Origin of the sequence: Vibrio sp. D431a (genome assembly GCF_030248655.1) — a bacterium.
Taxonomy (GTDB): Bacteria; Pseudomonadota; Gammaproteobacteria; order Enterobacterales; family Vibrionaceae; genus Vibrio; species Vibrio alginolyticus.
Window position 1 is genome coordinate 63,552 of record NZ_JAHGAP010000027.1, and the last position, 20,805, is coordinate 84,356.

The 20,805-nt window shown below is 40.9% G+C and carries 20 protein-coding genes; 1 reads left to right on the plus strand and 19 read right to left on the minus strand.

Annotated features, from left to right (window positions below; genetic code table 11):
* Positions 1–18 precede the first annotated feature (18 nt).
* The 11 genes from KJB35_RS21705 to KJB35_RS21755 all read right to left on the minus strand — a co-directional run bounded on the left by KJB35_RS21705 (position 19) and on the right by KJB35_RS21755 (position 11,895).
* A complete protein-coding gene (locus KJB35_RS21705; protein WP_268672957.1) occupies positions 19–276 on the minus strand; it encodes a YjhX family toxin in 258 nt (85 codons plus the stop codon).
* Between the two features lie 254 nt (positions 277–530).
* On the minus strand, positions 531–1,037 hold the full coding sequence (locus KJB35_RS21710; protein ID WP_239449865.1) for a GNAT family N-acetyltransferase: 507 nt from the start codon (positions 1,035–1,037) through the stop codon (positions 531–533).
* 89 nt (positions 1,038–1,126) lie between these two features.
* Positions 1,127–1,669: a TetR/AcrR family transcriptional regulator gene (locus KJB35_RS21715; RefSeq protein WP_285357474.1), complete on the minus strand. Its 543-nt coding sequence runs from the start codon at positions 1,667–1,669 to the stop codon at positions 1,127–1,129.
* A 223-nt stretch (positions 1,670–1,892) separates the two neighbouring features.
* Positions 1,893–2,342 (minus strand): GNAT family N-acetyltransferase, encoded by a 450-nt coding sequence (locus KJB35_RS21720; protein ID WP_285357476.1) that lies wholly within the window; start codon positions 2,340–2,342, stop codon positions 1,893–1,895.
* A 169-nt stretch (positions 2,343–2,511) separates the two neighbouring features.
* A complete protein-coding gene (locus tag KJB35_RS21725; RefSeq protein ID WP_285357478.1) occupies positions 2,512–3,054 on the minus strand; it encodes a GNAT family N-acetyltransferase in 543 nt (180 codons plus the stop codon).
* A gap of 10 nt (positions 3,055–3,064) precedes the next feature.
* Positions 3,065–4,243: a methyltransferase domain-containing protein gene (locus KJB35_RS21730; protein WP_285357480.1), complete on the minus strand. Its 1,179-nt coding sequence runs from the start codon at positions 4,241–4,243 to the stop codon at positions 3,065–3,067.
* Positions 4,244–4,634: 391 nt separating this feature from the next.
* Positions 4,635–5,177, minus strand: a complete 543-nt coding sequence (locus tag KJB35_RS21735; RefSeq protein WP_171345840.1) for a hypothetical protein — start codon at positions 5,175–5,177, stop codon at positions 4,635–4,637.
* Positions 5,164–7,971, minus strand: coding sequence for a hypothetical protein (locus KJB35_RS21740; protein WP_285357483.1), 2,808 nt, complete (start codon positions 7,969–7,971; stop codon positions 5,164–5,166). The genes KJB35_RS21735 and KJB35_RS21740 overlap by 14 nt, the downstream gene beginning before the upstream one ends.
* Positions 7,972–7,982: 11 nt before the next feature.
* Positions 7,983–10,229 carry a hypothetical protein gene (locus tag KJB35_RS21745; RefSeq protein ID WP_285357485.1) on the minus strand — a complete coding sequence of 749 codons (2,247 nt, stop codon included), beginning with the start codon at positions 10,227–10,229 and terminating at the stop codon, positions 7,983–7,985.
* Positions 10,222–11,442 (minus strand): site-specific integrase, encoded by a 1,221-nt coding sequence (locus KJB35_RS21750; RefSeq protein ID WP_171345837.1) that lies wholly within the window; start codon positions 11,440–11,442, stop codon positions 10,222–10,224. Before KJB35_RS21750 ends, KJB35_RS21745 begins: the two co-directional genes overlap by 8 nt.
* A 219-nt stretch (positions 11,443–11,661) precedes the next feature.
* On the minus strand, positions 11,662–11,895 hold the full coding sequence (locus tag KJB35_RS21755) for a DUF2789 domain-containing protein (protein ID WP_005380277.1): 234 nt from the start codon (positions 11,893–11,895) through the stop codon (positions 11,662–11,664).
* 187 nt (positions 11,896–12,082) lie between these two features.
* Between KJB35_RS21755 and KJB35_RS21760 the strand changes: the two genes are divergently transcribed.
* Positions 12,083–13,300, plus strand: coding sequence for a response regulator (locus KJB35_RS21760; protein ID WP_064368726.1), 1,218 nt, complete (start codon positions 12,083–12,085; stop codon positions 13,298–13,300).
* A 158-nt stretch (positions 13,301–13,458) separates the two neighbouring features.
* Here the strand turns inward: KJB35_RS21760 and nqrM are convergent, their stop codons facing one another.
* From nqrM to KJB35_RS21800, 8 genes are all read right to left on the minus strand, one after another.
* A complete protein-coding gene (gene nqrM / locus KJB35_RS21765; RefSeq protein WP_005380273.1) occupies positions 13,459–13,692 on the minus strand; it encodes a (Na+)-NQR maturation NqrM in 234 nt (77 codons plus the stop codon).
* A gap of 22 nt (positions 13,693–13,714) precedes the next feature.
* A complete protein-coding gene (locus KJB35_RS21770; RefSeq protein ID WP_005380272.1) occupies positions 13,715–14,719 on the minus strand; it encodes an FAD:protein FMN transferase in 1,005 nt (334 codons plus the stop codon).
* A gap of 157 nt (positions 14,720–14,876) precedes the next feature.
* Complete coding sequence (gene nqrF / locus KJB35_RS21775; RefSeq protein WP_005380271.1) at positions 14,877–16,100, minus strand: NADH:ubiquinone reductase (Na(+)-transporting) subunit F; 1,224 nt, start codon at positions 16,098–16,100, stop codon at positions 14,877–14,879.
* Between the two features lie 33 nt (positions 16,101–16,133).
* Entirely contained in the window at positions 16,134–16,730 is a 597-nt protein-coding gene (nqrE, locus tag KJB35_RS21780) for an NADH:ubiquinone reductase (Na(+)-transporting) subunit E (protein WP_005380270.1), read from the minus strand.
* A 7-nt stretch (positions 16,731–16,737) separates the two neighbouring features.
* The gene (locus KJB35_RS21785; RefSeq protein WP_005380269.1) at positions 16,738–17,370 is read right to left on the minus strand and encodes an NADH:ubiquinone reductase (Na(+)-transporting) subunit D; all 633 of its coding nucleotides are present in this window, start codon (positions 17,368–17,370) and stop codon (positions 16,738–16,740) included.
* On the minus strand, positions 17,370–18,140 hold the full coding sequence (locus KJB35_RS21790; protein ID WP_005380267.1) for a Na(+)-translocating NADH-quinone reductase subunit C: 771 nt from the start codon (positions 18,138–18,140) through the stop codon (positions 17,370–17,372). Before KJB35_RS21790 ends, KJB35_RS21785 begins: the two co-directional genes overlap by 1 nt.
* Entirely contained in the window at positions 18,130–19,374 is a 1,245-nt protein-coding gene (locus KJB35_RS21795) for an NADH:ubiquinone reductase (Na(+)-transporting) subunit B (RefSeq protein WP_005380265.1), read from the minus strand. Before KJB35_RS21795 ends, KJB35_RS21790 begins: the two co-directional genes overlap by 11 nt.
* Before the next feature lie 5 nt (positions 19,375–19,379).
* Positions 19,380–20,720: a Na(+)-translocating NADH-quinone reductase subunit A gene (locus KJB35_RS21800; RefSeq protein WP_213908246.1), complete on the minus strand. Its 1,341-nt coding sequence runs from the start codon at positions 20,718–20,720 to the stop codon at positions 19,380–19,382.
* Positions 20,721–20,805: the final 85 nt, after the last annotated feature.

The following is a 20,805-nucleotide window of genomic DNA, read 5'->3' on the forward strand; positions in this document are numbered from 1 at the left end:
ATTGTTAGTCTTTAACTATTAACGCTGATTCATCTGAGCTTGTACAGAAGTTGCTCCTAACATCGTAATTCGATAAGGCTTTCCACCTTTTGAGCTGATCAATCTCTTACTTTTCAGCTTTTTAAAGACTTCCATATTGCAATTAGATAAACCATAACCCTCACGGGTGAAGCAAGTGATCTCAACTAATTTTTTATTCTCATTTCGGTAGCAACGAATTTCTCCGCCCAATGCCAGCGTATGAAGTACACGTTGTTCTTGTTTCGATATGTTCAAAGGATCTCTCCACTTATATTTAAAAATTGTTCCTTATGGTTAGTTTGAATTTGTGCTTGTCGAACTCTGCGCCAAACACGCGTTTATACAATGCTAAATTGTGTTTTATTCAAAAATTACCTTGTTATTTATTTTTAATTTCATAACTACAAGTCGATCGTGGCGATACTCAATCGTATACAGATCGCTTGCGGTATGAGCTGAACCTCATACCTAAATCACTAGGTTTTAGGTATGAGGGGGTTCCATATTAATTACACTTGCTCACTTGGATGTCCCCACATCACTGGTTCAGCGTAAGGACCTTTCAGAGTTGAAGTCGATTCGCCAATACCATCTAGTGCGCCTTGTGTTAGTTCTCTTGCAAACCAACACTCTAAAGGTGCTTGAGTTTTTACTGGTGGCAACACATTGTGAGGCGTGTTGTAGCGGTTTCCATAATGGAACGGTTCACCCATAACAAAGATCACGTCAGCGTCCAATTCCTTTTCTGCTTCTTCCATCAATCGTGTTGCGTAGCCTTTCCCTTGGTAGTCAGGCAATACTGCAAGTGGTGCTAGTACATAGCATTTAAGATGCGGTGCCTTATCAATCGTGATTGGTGTATAGCAGGCGTGAGCTACTCCCTCATACACAATCGAGTAACTACCGTCTGCAATAAGGTTATCAGCAAACTCTGCATATAACTTTGCATGTCTTTCATCGTATAGACCACCTGCTTTAGCGAATGCCTCATATTGAATTTGATATGGTGTTTTCATTTTTTTCCGCCTCTTAGTTCAAATACCGACTGGTTGGTATGTTGGTTTTTGTTAAAAAAATCACGCAGTCAGACGTGATTTCTAGATGCTTAACGACAGTACTTTTTAATGAACTCGAACTTTATTGATTCAATAGGAAAGTCGTCATTTAATAAGTAGTTCATAGCTATACCGTCAATCTCAGCAATAAACATCTTTGTAATTATCGAAGGGTTGTCGTGTCCTAAAGTACGAAACACCTCTTCTGTAGTGGTTTGCAACCCCTGATATCGTTCTTTGATTAAATCAGCAACGATAGCTCGTGTTACAGGGTGAACCATCACATTAAAGTTGAACTGGTACATCTGCCTATGTTCTGGAATCGTCATTCCGTCAAAGATGGACTCAATCAACGAGGGTAGCAAAAGCTCTTCACTTTCAATGTGTTCATCTTTCTTATCAGCTTCTTCAATAAGCTCAGTTATATGTATAAATACAGCTCTTAGAATTTCATCTTTATTTTTAAAATGATGAAATACCGTACCCTTTGAAACTTCCGCTACTTCACAGATAAGAGAGATAGGTGTCTTCTCAAATCCTTGTTCAGCAAACAACTGAGTTGCTGCTTCAATCACTCTTTGCTTTCTACTCATTTAATCACCAAAACCGACCAGTTGGTATGTAGTGTATTGGCTGTTTTAACAAGTGTCAAATGAATAGATAAATTTTCCTATTTTGAATATCGGATCTCAGAGTTACTCAAACACGTTTCTGTCCAAAACCTTTCTAACCTAAGAGTCAGGATACATATATCTTGTTATAAATTGACCTATTTGGGGTAATGTTAAAGTGGGTACGATACTGATAGCAATTCACTCAATTGCTTAAAATCATGATTTCGTAATCGGACTTTGAAAAATGAGCATTTCGATAAGCTCTAACAGCCGTACAGTTGTCTTTGTGAACATATAGGCGCAGCTCTAAGCCTTTTTGTACTTTCATTTCATGTTTTAACGCATCCAAAAGCAATGACATACGACCCTTGCCTCGCTGTGATTTGGATAAGAACATGCTTTGAATCCACCAGTAATAACCAGCGTTCCAGTCGCTCCATTCCCGAACCGCAGAGACACTCCCTACGGGAGTATCGTTCTCATCAACTAAAACCCAATAGGTAGCAATTGAAGGGTCACGCAGCGCAACCAGAATGCCCTTTTCAAGTGTTTCTGGGATCTTAATACTCCCCTCAGCCTCTCTTGCTTCTTCAGAAGTGAAGTTAACAAGGTAGGGTAAGTCATCTAAAACGGCTTTTCTTACTTTCATCATAGCCCTCAAATTTATCAGTGGTTTCTAAAGGTTATCAAAGAATAATTGCTTAGAACATACACGGTATGTCCATTGTGACTAGGTGAGCATGGTAAGAGCGCCGCTTAGAAAATAGCGTTTAAGCATAGCCATCTAAATTCAGAAACGAAGGAATTTTCACGCCAATTAACTACCAATAATATGGATTGTCGATAGCGGGTAAGCATGTTGGTTTTCCCTCAATGTTAGGGAGCGCTTTACTGACTAAAGATTGTGCAATCCAACCTTCAGGGTAGGACAAGTCTAGTGGAGCTTGAATTATGTCCTGACTGATTGGAGCGAATCCTGTTTTTGAGTAAAAGTTGATATCCCCGTAAGTAATGGCAACGGTGACGCCTTTTTCTTTCAGTGCCGCTAACCCGAATTTGATCAATCCTTGACCTACACCTTGCCCATGACACTCTGTTGCAACGGCCACGGGGGCTAAAAGGAATATGTTTTCACCATTAGGAAACGATAGGCGAGAGAAAATGATGCTACCGACAATGCGTTCACTTTCATCTTGAGCAATAAACACATAAAGATCCTCATCTTTGGTTGGTAAAGTGAGAAGGTCTTCCACGAGTTTCGCAATTAATGCACCTTCTTCTTTACCCTCTGAATCCGAAAATGTGTTATTGAACAGTGTAATGATTTCTTGAGCTTGTTCTTGTTTGTACAAAGCGTATTTCATATATCTATCTCTAGTTTGCAATTTTTAAAATAAAGTACTGATAGGTAAAATCTTTTGCAGCACTGCGCTCGTAAATCGAAATCTCTTTGTTAATGTCTAATAACACTTGGGACGCAGGCATAGCAGCTTGTAATTCCTCAACTCGGTCTTGCAGAGGTTGCCAGTAGTTTTGCCATGCATCGACGCCTAATGAGAAGTGTTCGATCACGTCGTAGCCATGCTTTTGGAACAGAGCGAGTCGTTTAGGTATCGATTGAATGTCTGGGTAGTCTGCCAGCCAATACTGTTTTGTCTCTTCGTCGGGAGAGTCAGTCAGCCACACCAAGTCACTCACCATCAAAACGCCATTATCTTTTAACAGCGGCTTCCATTGTTTTAGTGCGTTCTCCATTCCCATAATGTACACACAGCCTTCCGCCCAAATGGCATCAAAGCTCTTTGCCTGAAATGGCAGTTCCGTCATGGAGGCACAAACAGGAGAAATGCGCTCATGCAACTGTGCGTTTTGTATTTTTTTATCGAGCTGCTTAATGGCAACAGGCTCATTATCCACTGCTATTATGTGTGCGTTACTGTTGTCAGCTAGTAGTAACGTTGAGATGCCAGTGCCACAACCAATGTCTAAAATATCGGTCATTGTCTGAGGTGACATTAATGAAATCGCTTTTAAAGAGTCCTTGTGACTCCCTGGCCCCCATCTTTCTAATGTTGCATAGACCGTCATAAAGTCTTTCATGTAACTCTCGTGTTCGTTCATATCTTTTGATAGCCACTTCAATCTGAGCGCTTCTTTTTCACTGTAACCCTGCGTACATAACCAGTTGAAGTAAGCGCGAGGCGCACTTTGACTAAGAGAGTGGTGTAACTCTCTTTGCGGACGTTCCCCAAGTAATGCCAGTAGCAACTCGCGAGCGTGGATTTTTTTATCAATTTCATGGTTGAGTTGCGTCAGCCGATTTTCTAATAAGCTTCTACTTAACTTCGCGTCCAAGCATTGTTCGCACTCTTTCAATGAGAGTCCTGCGCTTTGAAGTTGCTGAATCAATAACAGTCGCTGCAAATCGTTTTCGCTGTAATAGCGATATCCATTGTCAAGACGCTGACCGTTAATCAGCCCTAACTTCTCGTAATAGAGTAAGGTGGTGCGAGAGATACCCACCTTCGTCGCCAGTTCAGAAATCAAATACATGTGCGATTTGACCCAGTGTTCTTAGTATTTGGATAGTATGAACTGTAGAGTAGTAGACAGGTCAAGTAGACTTGTTCGAATTTTTCACCAACAGTGGCAGAAGTGAGATGATGGTAGTGAGGACTGCGGATGATTTTGAGATATTAGTCGGTAGCTAGTAGCCAGTTTTCAATACCAGAACTTATTTATGAATAGCTAAATTAGCAAACACCCTAAAACAGAATTGTCCAATAGCGAGTTACTGTAACCACTGGTCGCCTGTGATGACAGGCTGCATGCACAAGGGACAGTCTGTACGACTACGTGGCTTCATTTTGTAATAGGAATATTGCTATCTTTTTGTTGCTGTAGGCGTTCTTGCCATATTAGCCCCTGTAGTTCTTGATTTGATTCACAAACCCAGTTTCGCCTTTAGATCTATAGGCATCATCTCAATTGAAAGGTTAAGCACCTCTGCTGTTTTGAGTGCCTTGAGGTCGTTGTATCTCTTCTCAATGCTTTGGTGCCTGACCACCAACTCTTCCTTTTTCTTTCTCCTAATCCCCGTGTTTTTTCGTTTTAATTGCTTTTTCTGTTGGGTTTGATGCCGCTTTAGAAGCTCATCATTAATATCATCGAAGAACACTCGAATATGAGGGCTGAAAGAGGATGTATTAAAAATACTTTGTGCTGATATGCCCACTTTTCTAGCCACCTGTGATTTCTTCAACTGGTAGAATTTCGGTGTTTTATTTGTTTCGACTTCACCAAAATTATCAATTGCCTTCTCTGCCTGTACCTTCAGTTCAAGAATCGCATGGTAAGTTTTATAAGTGGTATGGTCTTTATTATGAACCACCCATGATGCAGGGGCGCTCTGCTCAACCGTTGTATCATCACCCAACGCATCAAGGAAGTCATCGGAAATCAAATCATCCAGATCATTCGTAGCCATACAGTTTTGCCTCCGCTGCCATTTTTCGCTTAATGGAATCAACCGCGTCCTCTATCGCTGACAATATTATGTCTACGCTTTCCCCATTCTTACTATTACGAAGATCTTTGATCCGTTTCCAACTCGATGTTAAAGCAGGAAGATGAGATTCCAGTAAAAAGCCGATCCCATTTGGTTGCATTGCCTCTTTAACCATTGGTTGAACTGTTTGCCAAATTCCCCGGATATTCCCCTCCGAAATATAAGCATTCATACAATTTAGACAAAATTCGAGTTTTGCATCCTGTGGATTTAAGCTTCCCATTTGGGCGCACTTGGCACGGCTCTCGCCACCATCACGAGGAATACACGTAGCAAATCGACTCGGTTGAATATCAATGATCCTCCCAGCAATCGCCTCGCTTAATGCACGCCGTTCACTCTCAGTGAGCTCGTTCTCATCTCTAACCTGTGTTAAGTGGACAGCCTTTTTGACAAACTGGGCTATCCCGCCGATATACCGCTCACCAATGTGGTTTGATTCGATAATCAGCGTTTCAACAATGGTATTTAAATACCGTTGTTTTGCCGATGCCATCAGCCCCCGTGCGTCTTTGTCTCTCAAGTACGCCATGAAGAATGAATTGTCTAAATGAGCAAATTGGTGGCGAATTACTGCCCCTACATCACCCTGATAGCGCGTTAATACCGCTTCAGCCCAAATGTGACGAAAAGCATGAGCAGATGGATAGCGAACCTCCTTTAATATTTCAGAGGTTATATCCATAACTGTTTTTCTATCATTTAAGTCTATCGAGTTACTCATCAATAGCTTTTTAGTTTCATCAGAAAGATAATTATCTATTATTTGCTGATGTTCAATGTTATCGACTTCATTATCTTTCGTATATTGAATTAAAGAAGATTTAAAACGCTCTTGCGCTCTAGCTCCATTGAATGAGGAATTTGATAGACGAAGCCAATCTTTTTTCACCTCTTTGGCACAAGTTAATAAGTTCTCATAACGCGCGCTACCGACCTCATACATCAAAGATAATTTCCTAAGCTTTTCTTGTTCTGTGTTCGTTAACTGACAAATCTCTTTTTGAATTAATCTGTCTAACAAAACTACGTCATTAAAGGGTGAATAAGAATCTACAAACCCTTCCCAATTTGCGATAACTCTATTATTAATACAAACATCATAATTGTTTAACTTTTCTTTTTTAAAATTATTATTTGCAAACCTAAACAAGCAAGGTTTATTACTTGAACTCCCAAACACATCATTCAACTGTGCCGCAATTTGATAGCACTGCGATGTTATTTCTCGATTAATTTTAGTTGACCCACTCGTTTTAGGAACAAGCCATTTTAATTTAAAACGAAATGGTACATGAGCATTATCTAAAATATCTAGGTTAGGTTCTGTGCGTATAGCACTCAATGGAAATCCAAATTCTGATCTTCGATAACCAGTCCACGCAACCACTAAACTTGTCATTGCATATAGTGTAATGTCGAGTGCCGTTTTAAATTTGTCATACGTTTTATTCTCCGAATAGGGGATTTGCTCTATTGCCCACTTTTGAATATCTACTAAAAACTGAGTTTTTTCTAATTTCTTCTTGTCGATGATTAATTGCATTTTTTTATACAGATCTTCCACCAAAGTTTCATTCAGGGACTCACTTCCTAAGAAAGTCTTATCCAGTGACAATAAATAGCCTTGCCATACCTCATCTGGTGTCTTATGCCCATCCAACCCTAAATGCTTTTGTAACATCAGGACTCGAATTAATTCCATTGCATCGCTTCGAGTAGATAAACCTAGTTCGTAGACCAAAGCTTCAATATTACTATCTTTTAACGACATCACTGCTTCAAAATGCTTCAGATATTCATTAAACAGGATATTTTCAGCATTAACTTTAAGTGCTATATGATTGATACCTCTAGTATGAGAATTAGGCGCATAATCCTCGCCGCCAAACACAGAAGAAAGCATTACATTAAATAGACGATTATTCGTTTTTGATTCAAAACTTCCGATAGAGTACTTATTAATGCAATGTTCAAAGGTTTTTTTACACACTAAGACATAAAGAAAATTCTGCTGATAAACACCATTCAAGTAATCGACATAATATTGTCCAAGCTCTAAGCCAAGAAAGTTAAAGCTACCTCCTTTTTTGTACTCAGCTAGAGTAATGCTATACTGCGTTTGGCATACATCATCTAAGCTTTTTTCAACTATTTTAGGAGTGAGTTTAGGTTCAATCACCCCCACCACACCTAATGCTTTTAGTGAATTTCTTATTTTATGAAAAGACACTCGTCTGATAGAGGCACGATATGAAGGTGTTGATACACGATTCACTAAACCATGTTGGCTTATCGTTCGTCCCATGAATGATGTCCAGAAAGGTTCCATTAGTGATATATTTAGGATAGAAACATTATTCTCTTTAAAAAAGGCAAATAAATGAAGCATCATTTGGTAGGTCGGTTGGACATACGCAATATTAGATGGCGTCAACATTTCCAGACAGGCCAACTTCGCATATGCTTTACTGCTTAACAAATACTCACAATTATCTTTGATATAAGTTGCAATTGAACTTAAGCTATATACAGGTGAATCAAACCATGAAAAATCAATCGTTGTTATATTGCCATATTGTTTTCTTCTAAAACTCCAAACATCAGAGTAAAAATCACCTCTTTCATTTATAAAGAACGGATTCGCCTTTAATTTTAGATTTTTCTCATGCCAAAAATTATCAATTGGATAATTTAGTACACTTAATGTCATATAACCTCCAACTACATAGAATTAAAGACGCTAATCACTACACCATTCTTAATCATTAAATCAAATTGATCTCTACCCTTTCGTAGTGATGGTTTACTCATCTTTTTGAGCGTACCCTCGATCCATTCAACGGTTGGTATAACAGTCTTAAACAAAAAATCTGGATTATTCGCAAGTATCTTTTTGTAATTTTTTTTAAATTCATGGAGGTAGTTATACATCTTTAGAACTGTGATTGAGCTATCAACTACATAAATAGGAGATAAAGGTTCGCTTTCATTTTTATCATTCAATGAGAGAACTCCTACTTCATTCACTTTTCCTTTTTCCTGTCCAGTTATCATACGAAGTCTTGAGTTCATTTCTTCATGCCTATAAGAGATACTTTCTGTCACCGCCATAAATTCACTGTTAAACCGTTTTAATTGTTCTGCATCATCACGCTCAAAGCCCAAATTAAACACATTCTGAATTAAATCAAACATTACCTCACGAGTAATTCTTCCTGAGTTATTAATCCACGCTTCATTATCTTCAGTAAGGTAGTTAACTTTCTCTGTCTGGTTTGAATGAGAGTTACGGTTAATGAGGTACTCTAGAGTATAAGGATCGCTAAAGGCATGAACTGCGCTATTTTTTATTAATTGAAAACCAAACAAACTTGACTGACAAGGAGATTGTGATTGCCTTACCAATTTTTTTCTGTCTTCTAATGCCACTTTATTAGCGTTTTCAACACAATTATTAGTATGAATCCCATTCGATATCAGAGAGCAAAGTGTTAGGGGCATTAGACAAGGTATATTTTGCTTTGAGTGTACAGTTTTTAACACCATAGAAATACTACTTGATTGAAGCAGTAAATTTAAATTCCCTAAAAGTGAGTTAATACCATTACTTATAAAAAGCTCCACCTTAGTATAAAAAGGTAGGCTTTCTTCTTGTTGCCCCATTACAACCAATAATGCCTTTCCTTCTCGCGTTCGAGTTGAAAGGGAGCGTGTAGCGTGAAAAAGCTTTGACCTCCCTTTAAAGTATTCACATTCGATATGCGTCACTCGACCACCGACTTTCACTAACCTGAAGTCAGAATGAGTAAGTTTAGGTATATCTGTCGGCTGTACCGTTAACCCTGCCATTAACCACGCAAACATAACTTCTTCTATTTTTGTGACAGCTTTTGATACATCATTACGCAATAAATTTTTAACTACATCAATTGAGAAAAGAGTTCCATCTCTCATAGCGGTGAAATTATCTCTACAAGATTCAGAATTAACTTTGTTCGTGTAAAATTTTTTATTTAAAAATAAACTATCGCATTCAGTCTGACTCTTTAATACATTTAATAGATTGAAGTAGCTACTTTGACTAGATGCATTCGACAATAGTAAAACTCCTAGAGCGGATTGAAGAGTATATGATGGTTTATCTAGTCGATGATAAGCACACACAATTAAATAAACCACCTCCCCAATTAAACATTGCTTTTTACTCCGTGAAAGAGTTTTCAAATTCAAATCTAACAAAGGTGCTAACTGAGGTTCGATACTCTTGATCAATGTTTGAAGTTCATTTTTATACTCTTTAAGTTCAATAATCAAAGTTGCAGCTGTCAAGCTTAATGAATTGATGGCTAACTTCGGTGAAGCTAAAGCCGAATATAACTCACTCCCAATGCCAATATCTTCTCTTCTCAACCAGTCTAACGAACCGAAATAACTCGCTATGGATTTTTGTGATTTGTTTAAGTTAGGTGCAGGTTTCGTCTTTCTTAGTTCAATAAGAAATGTATAATCTTCGCTACTCAACTCTTTACTAAGAGCTTCCGATTCAATTGCATATCCAATAATACAATTGAGGGCTCTTAGTGGGCTATAACCACCATGATTATCAAGCTCATCCATACGATCAGATTCATAACGCTTTAAAATTTCGTAACGATTATTAATTTTGTAAGAGTTTAACCATGAAATGAAGGGTTTTACTGCTGATGAGAAAACATCTTTAGCTGTTACAGCTGCACTTTTATCAAAGAACACATAATTATAAACAGCAATCATTGCTTTATATATAATCACCTTATCAGACGTGTTAATATCATCGAATAATAGTATGTGCGAAGCATATTGTTCCGTTTTAGGCACTATTATTGAAGTAGCTGTAAAAGGTAATTCAAATGCAGTAACTGGTTGTTCTTTTTTAAAGTCATGCTTTAGTCGCTCTTCTATCTCAGAACTTGAAAGTGCTTTATCCATTAACCACCTCCATTAATAGAGCTTCTCGCTCTCCACAAGCATGAATGTAGATTTTCGTTGTTTGGTTAGCGTGCTTACCATCTACCTTATGGCCAAGACACCGAGCGGTTTCAATATAAACTCTTGATTCCGTTGTGATTGACTCGTAATTTTTTTTAGCAGTAACACATAAATCGTGGAAAATATCTGTTCCAAACGAATGCCTTAAATGATGGTAAACATTGCCCTCATCTAACGTTTGATAACCTGAATAAGCCTCTGGGTTTTCACTCATTACCTTTAACAGCTTCTTCAGTGTCTTAGAAAAAGTAGCACTTCCGTACCTTCTGCTAACCTCTTCTCCTTTCGTGTAATTGCTAGAGTTAGAAACAAGCAAATGATTCGACGCTGACTCTGGGCGCTCCGTATTGCAGTAACGCTCCATCAATTCTAGGTGAGTACGAGGAATATAGAGTGTTCGGGCAGAGCCGTATTTCGCATCCAAAGAAGAGAGGTGGTACTCAAACTCTTCCTTTTCAGGTGATTCTTTCAATTGCTTAAATAAGCTCTGTAAACCCAGACGGATTTTGCCGTCAGCTTTAAAATCAGCCAAATAAAACCCTCGGTTCTCAGAAGTCCTGCATCCTAACTCCCCACCATTTCGAAGAACAATTTCCTCTAGCAAACTGTCTGTATGTCGATAAAGGAGCTCCCTTGTCGCAGGAAGAAGGTATTTGACAATGAGATTAGACTTATTATTTCCTCTAGCTAATGCTCTGTATTCAGAGAAAATAAATATCTTTTTAAAGTTTGTATCGAAAAAGTAAGTCAACCAGTGGTAATAGCTACAAAGGGAAGTGATGGCTTTGTTCACAACGACTTCGCTTTTTTGCATTTCTACAATGAGGTATTCATTTATATATTCATTAATGAACTCGGCAGGAAGTGCGGTATGCCACGCAAGGGTAACTGAAGGGTGGTTATAATCTTCTATCCACTCTAAGAACAGGCCAAGTTGATGCCCACGTACATATTGAGCATCACCTCCAATCTCATCCTCTTTGAGTAAGAACTCGAAATCGCCTTTGCCTTCAATACGTTTTTTTTCATGAACAACCGAAAGACCAGTCACATAAGTGTATCGACAATATAAACAAGGTAGAAGAATAGGAACATCATTATCGTAAAGATAAATCCAATGACCATTATGTGATTTATCATGAATACGCTGCATACACTTTCAACCCCAAAATTGCAACCTTTTGGTTGAAGTGTAGTAGGCATTAATTCAATTACAACTTTCCCCAACAATTAACACCTGCTAGTTTAAAAACAATCCATATCGACATGAATAATTTTTCTAATTCGATCTGACATAGCCACCAAAGCACTGTTCAAAAAAACAGTATAAATCAAATCTACCTGAAGAGAAATGGGCGTGTTTAAGCGAACGTCAATCTCGAAGCATTACGTCCAATTGATCGACTAATTCGGCCCAATCTGCATCTTCTTCGATGGCTTGTTTTAGAAAGTTCGCCTGTGACATCGTCCAAAAGCTAGCTTCATGTAAAGGCGCAGAATCTCTTTTGTGTCGATGTTGATTAATAAAATCTTTCATTTCTTGAGGAGAGCTACCGAGGCCCAGTTGTTGAAATAGCTCAGCCATACCATGTTGATGCATTTCCATACTACTTTCTCCCTACGTTAGCTAAACATAATTATATAACTAAGACAGGAATAATGATGTGATGTTAACGGATGCGTGTCAAACATTTGAGTAGTTGTTCTACTTTTGGTTGACATGTGTTTTTTGATGGCGATAAGTTTAATTTTAGTTATCATTGATTTTAAACAATTAATTTTGGGGACTGCGCTTGAGTAATAAGATTCTGGTTGTTGAAGATAGTCGTGCATTTAAAAACTTTCTTTGCCAAACAATAAGCCAAGCTGGTTATGAGGTCATCGCAGCGGAAAGCTACGCGGAGGCAAAGAACTTGTTATCTTCAGCACAGGACCTCTTCTGTGCGGTTTTAGACTATTGTTTACCGGATGCTCAAGATGGCGAGATTATTGACCTCGTTTTGGAACATGGTCATCGTGTCATTGTTTTAACGGCTCGATTTCAAGAAGACACTCGCGAAAAGATGCTTGCAAAAGGTGTCCTCGACTATATTTTGAAAGACAGCATGGCGTCCGTTTCCTATCTATTACCACTCCTCAAGCGACTAACCAACAATCAACAACACAAATGTTTAGTCGTTGATGATTCACACACCGTAAGAAGACACATTGCCCAACTTTTGGAGCATCAATATATTCAGACGTTGGAAGCTGACAATGGGCAAAAAGCCCTAGAGCTTGTCGAGCAAAATCCAGATATCACTCTCGTTTTAACCGACCATGATATGCCCGTTAAAGATGGCATTACTATGGTGCGTGAATTACGTCGGAAGTGGGATAAAAATCAATTAGCCATTCTCGGCTTGTCGGGTAGTAACTCTAAGACCATGACGGCTAGGTTTCTAAAAGCAGGGGCCAATGACTTTTTATACAAGCCATTTAATCAAGAAGAATTTTTTTGCCGTATTCACCAACTGTTAGATATCAAAGACGCAACATCTGAACTGTTTAAAATGGCAAATCAAGATGCGCTAACGGGCTTATGGAACCGCCGCTTTCTGTTTGAGCAACCCCATGTAGAAAACGCTCAAAGAAACATCGCGATGCTTGATATCGATTTCTTTAAGCAAGTAAATGATACACACGGACATGAGGGCGGCGATGCAGTGTTAGTCATGATAGCGAATATTCTAAAAATCTATTTTCCAAATGATATTGTCGCTAGGCTTGGTGGCGAGGAGTTTTGTATTCAAGCCAGTGGCGACTATGACGGCTTTCTAACACGCTTAGAACAAATGAGACAGCGCATAGAAAAAACGCCAATAACTTATTTGGACAAAAACATTCTTGTGACCGCGAGTATTGGTGTAAGCAACATCGAGGGGGAGCTGGAACAACAAATAAAAGTGGCGGATGAGCGACTTTACATGGCCAAAGAGAACGGACGTAACCAAATCATTGCTTCGTCCTAATGATTATCGATGTAGTCTTGCTCTATAACATGAGAGAAAGAAACAACAAAACACGGTATTGGGCTCTTTCTCGGACATCTGAGCTTTGGTTAGCTGCCTAAAAATAAAGCTCAGCAGAACGCTGAGCTTTATCACTTTCTTAGTACGATTAACCAATACTAAGCAATTCTATCTTTTTCCCACGCCGCCAATTTCTCAGCACGCGCAGCCTCACGCGCTTCACGTTTTTTACGCGCATCGCAGGGTTCTGGACAATTACACACTTTTTCGATGCCAACTGCCCCTAAGCCACCACAGCTACCTTTCACGACTTTCTTTTGGAAAATGTATCCGACAGCCATTGCAGTGATTACCGCGACAAACACAGCAAAGGTAATTAGAAATGTATTCATAAAAACATGCTCACTTCTGTTGTTATTTCTTCATGAATGGCTTGTATGCTTCCGAAGCCAACTCTTTAAAACCATCTTCCGTTTTCACAATCATGAAAACAGGAATATTATTTTCGTTCGCAATTGCCATGCCTTTGTCTTCACCTAGCACCATAAGACCAGTTGCAAGACCATCAGCAGTCATCGACGATTTATCTAATACCGTTACAGACACCACTTTATGATGAATTGGTTTGCCTGTTCGTGGATTAATAATATGAGAGTATCTCACACCATTACTCTCAAAGTAATTACGATAGTCACCACTTGTTGCAATTGCCATGTCGCCTGGTTCAATAATTTCTTGAATTGAACGTTCATCAACGGTCGGTTTTTCAATTGCGATACGCCAAGGCACACCTTCACGATTGACACCTTTGAGACGCATTTCACCGCCAACTTCGACCATAAAGTTCTGTACCCCTTCAGATTGAAGGTAGTCAGCAACCACGTCAACCCCCCAACCTTTCGCAATCGTCGATAGGTCGACGTACAAGTTAGGAAGGTCTTTGGACAGTGTATTACCATCAACAGATAGGTGGTGAATACCGGTATTTGCTTTGCGAGCAGCGAGTTCTTCATCGGTTGGAACTACATCTGGACGAGCTTCTGGACCAAACCCCCACAGGTTAACTAGAGGGCCGACCGTCACATCCAATGCACCTAAAGTAAGACCGTTAAGGCGAATTGCTTCTTTCACTACCGTTGCTGTTTGTGTCGAAACTGTAAATGGCTCGCTCGTTTGATGCTGATTAAAACGACTTAACTCTGAGTCGTCACGATAGGTCGACATTTGGTCATTAACCTCTTCCAATAAGCGATCAATTTCTGTCTGCATCGCTTTTGGCGTTGGAATACCATCTTGCTCGATATACTTGATGTTGTAAGAAGTCCCCATGGTAGGGCCACTTAAATGAATTTGATCTGCAGGCTGCTCACAGCCAGCCAAAATCAATAGAGAAGCGAATGCAACAAGCCACTTTTTCACTTGTTAACTCCCAATGTTGTTGAATTGATATGGGAAATAGGACCAATCCTTTCAATCCGATTACCTATATCAACTGTTGCGTATCAGTTTTATGTCTATAAAAAACAATGGCTAGCTCTCTTGGAGAGCTAGCCATAGATTCAATCACTTGGAGGAATTAACCACCGAAGTCATCTAGTAGGATGTTTTCATCCTCTACACCTAGATCTTTTAGCATGCCGATTACAGCTGCGTTCATCATAGGTGGACCACACATGTAGTATTCACAGTCTTCTGGCGCTTCGTGATCACGTAGGTAGTTCTCGTAAAGAACGTTGTGAATAAAGCCAGTGTAACCATCCCAGTTATCTTCTGGAAGTGGATCAGACAGTGCACAGTGCCATACGAAGTTGTCATTCTCAGCTTGTAGCATATCGAAATCTTCTACGTAGAACATTTCACGCTTAGAACGTGCGCCATACCAGAAAGACATCTTACGCTTAGAGTGCAGACGCTTAAGTTGGTCGAAGATGTGTGAGCGCATTGGAGCCATACCAGCACCACCACCAACGAATACCATTTCTGCATCTGTATCTTTCGCAAAGAACTCACCAAATGGACCAGAAATAGTACACTTGTCGCCTTCTTTTAGAGACCAGATGTACGAAGACATGATGCCTGGTGGTACGTCTGGGTTGTTCGGCGGCGGAGTTGCGATACGAACGTTAAGCATGATGATACCGTGCTCTTCTGGGTAGTTAGCCATAGAGTATGCACGAATGGTCTCTTCATTAACTTTAGACTCGTAACGGAAAAGGTTGAACTTCTCCCAGTCTTCACGGTATTCCTCAGGAATATCGTAGTCTGCGTATTTCACGTGGTGAGCAGGAGCTTCAATCTGGATGTAACCACCAGCACGGAAAGGTACTGATTCGCCATCTGGAATTTGTAGCTTAAGCTCTTTGATGAATGTCGCTTTGTTATCGTTAGAGATAACAGTACATTCCCACTTCTTAACGCCGAAGATTTCTTCAGGAAGCTCGATATCCATGTCAGTTTTCATTGCAACCTGACACGCTAGACGCTCACCTTCACGCGCTTCACCTTTAGTAATATGGTCAAGCTCGGTTGGTAGGATGTCGCCACCACCTGATTTAACTTTTACGCGACACTGACCACATGAGCCACCGCCACCACAAGCAGAAGATACGAATACGCCAGCACCTGCTAGAGCACTCAGTAGCTTACCACCTGGTTGTGTAACGATCGCCAGAGAAGGGTCATCGTTCACAGAAATTGTAATGTCACCTGTTGGTACAAGCTTAGACTTAGCGAAAAGAATCACTAGTACTAGTGCAAGTACGATCAGAGTAAACATCACTACACCAAGAATAATGTCCATTGACTATTCCTTAATTGTTGCGGTTTACCCGACTTACAGTTGAACACCAGAGAAAGACATAAAGCCTAACGCCATAAGACCTACAGTGATAAATGTGATACCAAGACCACGTAGACCTGGAGGTACGTCAGAGTACTTCATCTTCTCACGGATACCTGCAAGAGCAACGATTGCTAGCATCCAGCCCACACCAGAGCCGAAACCGTAAACGATCGATTCAGCAAAGTTGTAGTCACGTTGTACCATGAAAGATACACCACCGAAGATTGCACAGTTTACTGTGATCAGCGGTAGGAAGATGCCTAGCGCGTTGTACAAAGGTGGGAAGAAACGGTCTAGGACCATCTCTAGAATCTGTACAAGTGCTGCAATTACACCGATAAAGGTGATGAAGTTTAGGAAGCTAAGGTCCACGCCCTCAACTAACGCGTTCTCTCTCAGAACTAGGTTGTATACCAGGTTGTTCACAGGAACAGCGATAGTTAGTACTACCACAACTGCAACACCTAGGCCGAAAGAGGTCTTAACCTTCTTAGATACGGCAAGGAAAGTACACATACCTAGGAAGAAAGACAGAGCCATGTTTTCGATGAAAATCGATTTAACTAACAGACTAATGTAATGTTCCATGACGTCCTTACTCCTTCGCTTCTACTTGTTCTGGTTTCAGAATACGGATTACCCAGATAAGGAAGCCGATTAGGAAGAATGCTGATGGTGCTAGTAGCATTAGGCCGTTAGGCTGGTACCAACCACCGTTGCTCACTAGAGGTAGAACTTCTAGACCAAATAGTTTGCCTGAGCCAAATAGCTCACGGAAGAAACCTACAGTGATAAGAACGAAGCCGTAACCTAGACCATTACCAATACCGTCAATAAGAGATGGTACTGGCGCAGACTTCATTGCGAATGCTTCAGCACGACCCATTACGATACAGTTAGTGATAATCAGACCAACGAATACAGATAGCTGTTTAGAGATATCGTATAGGTAAGCTTTTAGCACTTGGTCTACCACGATTACTAACGATGCGATGATTGCCATCTGAACGATGATACGCACACTGTTAGGAATGTGGTTACGGATCAATGAAACAGAGAAGTTAGACAACGCAGTTACAAATGTTACCGCTAGTGTCATTACAAAAGCTGTTTCTAGTTTAGTTGTTACTGCAAGAGCAGAACATACACCAAGAACTTGTAGCGCGATTGGGTTGTTATCCAATACTGGCGCTAGAATGCTCTTTTTAACGTTTTGTGCACTAGACATTAGTTAAGTTCTCCGTCACGAACTTTTGCTAGGAAAGGACCAAAGCCCATATCACCTAACCAGAAGTCAAATGTGTGTTGAACACCATTACTAGTGAGCGTCGCTCCTGATAGGCCATCAACACCGTGCTCAGAACCTTGCGGTGCGCCGCCTTTCACGACCTTAATCGCTGGCTGGTGATCTTCATTGTACAATTTCTTGCCAATGAATTGATCGCGCCATGAAGGGTTCTCTACTTCACCACCAAGTCCAGGAGTTTCACCTTGCTCGTAGTAAGTAATAGCAGACACAGTGTTACCATCAGTTTCAACGGCTACAAAGGCATACATCATCGACCATAGTCCTTTACCGTGCATAGGCAGGATAACTTTTTGGACTTCATCTTGATCTTTTACAAGGTACACCACTGCTGTATTCGCGCGACGACGGATATCAGCTACGTCTTCTTCTGGTGTCAATGCGATTGAACGTTCTGCATCTTTTGATGCTTCACGTTGATCGTACGTAGATGCATTACCCTCAGTAAAGTTACCTGTTTCAAGGTCTACTAGACGAGGTTCGATGTACTCAGCAAATAGCTCTGGTACTTTCTTACCGTTTGCGTCAATGCCTGCAACTTCAACGATCTTTGATTGCTTATCTAGGACAGCGTTAGCTTTTTGCTTATCACGCAGACCTACTGCTGCTGTTGATACGATGATTGAACAAACAAGGCTCAACCCGATAACAACACCCAGCGTCTTTTTAATGCTGTCGTTATTACTTGCCATAGCGTGCTAGTCTCCGCTTGATGTTCTTCTCAATCACTACATGGTCGAACAGAGGTGCGAATAGGTTCGCGAATAGAATCGCCAGCATCATACCTTCTGGGTACGCTGGGTTAACTACACGGATCATCACACACATTGCACCAATCAGGATGCCGTACCACCATTTACCTTTGCTAGTAAATGACGCTGATACTGGGTCCGTTGCCATGAAGAACATACCGAATGCAAAACCACCTAGAACAAGGTGCCAGTGCCATGGCATATTAAACATTGGATTAGTGTCAGAACCGATCACGTTAAACAGAGTCGATACTGCGATCATACCGATCATTACACCCGCAATGATGCGCCATGAAGCGATTCGCATGTAAACGATCATCGCTGCACCGATCATTAGAGCTAGAGTCGATACTTCACCAATTGAACCAGGGATGTTACCGATGAACGCGTCCATCCAAGTGATAGGAGCGCCAGTTACTGTGTTAACTAGAGCACCGTTACCACCTTGAGCCCATTGGCTAAGAGCAGTTGCACCAGAGAAGCCGTCAGCTGCAGTCCATACTACGTCACCCGAAATTTGCGCTGGGTAAGCGAAGAATAGAAATGCACGACCTGCAAGTGCAGGGTTAAGGAAGTTACGACCTGTACCACCGAAGATCTCTTTTGCTACAACAACACCAAATGTGATACCTAGTGCCGCTTGCCATAGAGGTAGCGTTGGTGGAACGATAAGTGCGAATAAGATAGAAGTTACAAAGAAACCTTCGTTAACTTCGTGTTTACGCACCATACAGAACAACACTTCCCAGAAGCCACCAACAATAAATACTGTTGCGTAGATTGGCAGGAAGTAAGTCGCACCTAGTAGCATCTTACTGCCAACACCCGCTTCCGCACCGATAGTGCCGCCAAGCATTTCTGTTAGCCAGTAGTGCCAGTTACCTGCGATAACTGTCGCTAGTTGGTCACCAGCGTACATGTGGTTAAGTGCTGCAATAGCTTGGCCACCTGCGTTGTACATACCCCAGAACATTGCTGGGAATACCGCAAACCAAACCATGATCATGATACGTTTTAGGTCAACGCTATCACGAACGTGCGAGCTTTTATTTGTTACGATACCTGGCGTGTAAAAAACTGTTGCTACAGCTTCGTACAGGGCAAACCATTTTTCGTGTTTGCCTCCAGGCTCAAAATGATGCTCGATGTCTTCAAGAAACTTTTTAAGAGCCATGAAAATTACCCTTCCTTCTCGATAGTATCTAGGCATTCACGAAGTAACGTACCGTACTCGTACTTACCTGGACATACAAAGGTACACAATGCTAGATCTTCTTCATCCAGTTCAAGCGCACCCAGTGCTTGAGCACTGTCTGTGTCGCCGGCACATAGATCACGAAGCAGCAAAGTAGGCTCCATATCTAGAGGCATTACGCGTTCGTAGTTGCCAATTGGAACCATTGAACGATCACTACCATTGGTCGTCGTTGTCATATTGAACAACTGACCTTTGAATACGTGACCAAGGAAAGAGCGAGTTACCGAGAACTTATTCTTACCAGGCATTGCCCAGCCAAATAGTTCTTTTTCACGGCCTTCACGTAATACAGAAACCTGTTGATGGTAACGGCCAAGGTATGCGTGTGGACCAGTTGCATGTGTACCTGTTAGTACTGAACCAGAGATCACACGAACTTCGCCAGGCATCAGCTCGTTATCTGTTAGGTCATCTAAGCTTGCACCCATTACGGTACGAACTAGACGAGGGTTATTCACAACTGGGCCAGCTAGAGACACAACACGATCTGTGCATAGCTCACCAGTTAGGAACAGCTTACCGAACGCGATAACGTCTTGGTAGTTGATGCTCCATGCCACATTATCTGCATTTACTGGGTATAGGAAATGCATGTGGGTGCCAGCAAGACCTGCTGGGTGAGGGCCATCGAAGACGTGTTCTTCTACGTTAGACTGTGAAGAGCGTGGCAAGCTAGTGCCAGATTTACATACGTAAACCTTGCCTTCTGTCAGGGCTGAAAGAATGTCTAGACCAGCAATGAATGCTTCTTGTTGCTCATTAATGATCAACTCAGGCTTAGCTGCTAGTGGATTAGTATCCATTGCAGTTACGAAAATAGCCTTAGTAGAAGACTCGATTGCAGGAACCTTGCTAAACGGACGAGTACGTAAAGCGGTCCATAAGCCAGAGTCAACCAACTGAGTCTTGATCACTTCACGATCTAGACCTGAAAGTTGAGCGGCTTCGAACTTATCAAATGTCACCTGCTCTTCACCTGCCACTTCAATCACTACAGATTGAAGGACACGTTTAGCGCCACGGTTAACTTCGATCACTTTACCGGCTGCTGGTGCAGTAAATTTCACGCCTGGGTTCTTTTTATCTTCAAAAAGAACTTGCGCTTTTTTCACTTCATCACCAACGCGGACATGCATGGTAGGTCGCATGCCAACGTACTCTTCGCCAAGCAAGGCGACTTTTTTGATGGTCTTACCATCATTAATCACCTGGGATGGAGTTCCTGCGATAGGAAGATCCAAGCCCTTCTTTATTGTAATCATACGCACTTGCACTACTTTTATCGGGAAAAAGATTCTTTTGATTGCGTAACTTTTAGACACGACATCAGTGTCCGGTTTTGATGTT

Excerpts from the sequence above, each read along its gene's own strand:
- KJB35_RS21735 (WP_171345840.1), bottom strand. The coding sequence starts at position 5,177 with ATGGCTACGAATGATCTGGATGATTTGATTTCCGATGACTTCCTTGAT.
- KJB35_RS21710 (WP_239449865.1), bottom strand. The coding sequence starts at position 1,037 with ATGAAAACACCATATCAAATTCAATATGAGGCATTCGCTAAAGCAGGT.
- KJB35_RS21740 (WP_285357483.1), bottom strand. The coding sequence starts at position 7,971 with ATGACATTAAGTGTACTAAATTATCCAATTGATAATTTTTGGCATGAG.
- KJB35_RS21730 (WP_285357480.1), bottom strand. The coding sequence starts at position 4,243 with ATGTATTTGATTTCTGAACTGGCGACGAAGGTGGGTATCTCTCGCACC.
- KJB35_RS21800 (WP_213908246.1), bottom strand. The coding sequence starts at position 20,720 with ATGATTACAATAAAGAAGGGCTTGGATCTTCCTATCGCAGGAACTCCA.
- nqrE (WP_005380270.1), bottom strand. The coding sequence starts at position 16,730 with ATGGAACATTACATTAGTCTGTTAGTTAAATCGATTTTCATCGAAAAC.
- KJB35_RS21720 (WP_285357476.1), bottom strand. The coding sequence starts at position 2,342 with ATGATGAAAGTAAGAAAAGCCGTTTTAGATGACTTACCCTACCTTGTT.
- KJB35_RS21750 (WP_171345837.1), bottom strand. The coding sequence starts at position 11,442 with ATGCAGCGTATTCATGATAAATCACATAATGGTCATTGGATTTATCTT.
- KJB35_RS21715 (WP_285357474.1), bottom strand. The coding sequence starts at position 1,669 with ATGAGTAGAAAGCAAAGAGTGATTGAAGCAGCAACTCAGTTGTTTGCT.
- nqrF (WP_005380271.1), bottom strand. The coding sequence starts at position 16,100 with ATGGACATTATTCTTGGTGTAGTGATGTTTACTCTGATCGTACTTGCA.
- KJB35_RS21745 (WP_285357485.1), bottom strand. The coding sequence starts at position 10,229 with ATGGATAAAGCACTTTCAAGTTCTGAGATAGAAGAGCGACTAAAGCAT.
- KJB35_RS21785 (WP_005380269.1), bottom strand. The coding sequence starts at position 17,370 with ATGTCTAGTGCACAAAACGTTAAAAAGAGCATTCTAGCGCCAGTATTG.
- KJB35_RS21755 (WP_005380277.1), bottom strand. The coding sequence starts at position 11,895 with ATGGAAATGCATCAACATGGTATGGCTGAGCTATTTCAACAACTGGGC.
- KJB35_RS21725 (WP_285357478.1), bottom strand. The coding sequence starts at position 3,054 with ATGAAATACGCTTTGTACAAACAAGAACAAGCTCAAGAAATCATTACA.
- KJB35_RS21795 (WP_005380265.1), bottom strand. The coding sequence starts at position 19,374 with ATGGCTCTTAAAAAGTTTCTTGAAGACATCGAGCATCATTTTGAGCCT.
- nqrM (WP_005380273.1), bottom strand. The coding sequence starts at position 13,692 with ATGAATACATTTCTAATTACCTTTGCTGTGTTTGTCGCGGTAATCACT.
- KJB35_RS21790 (WP_005380267.1), bottom strand. The coding sequence starts at position 18,140 with ATGGCAAGTAATAACGACAGCATTAAAAAGACGCTGGGTGTTGTTATC.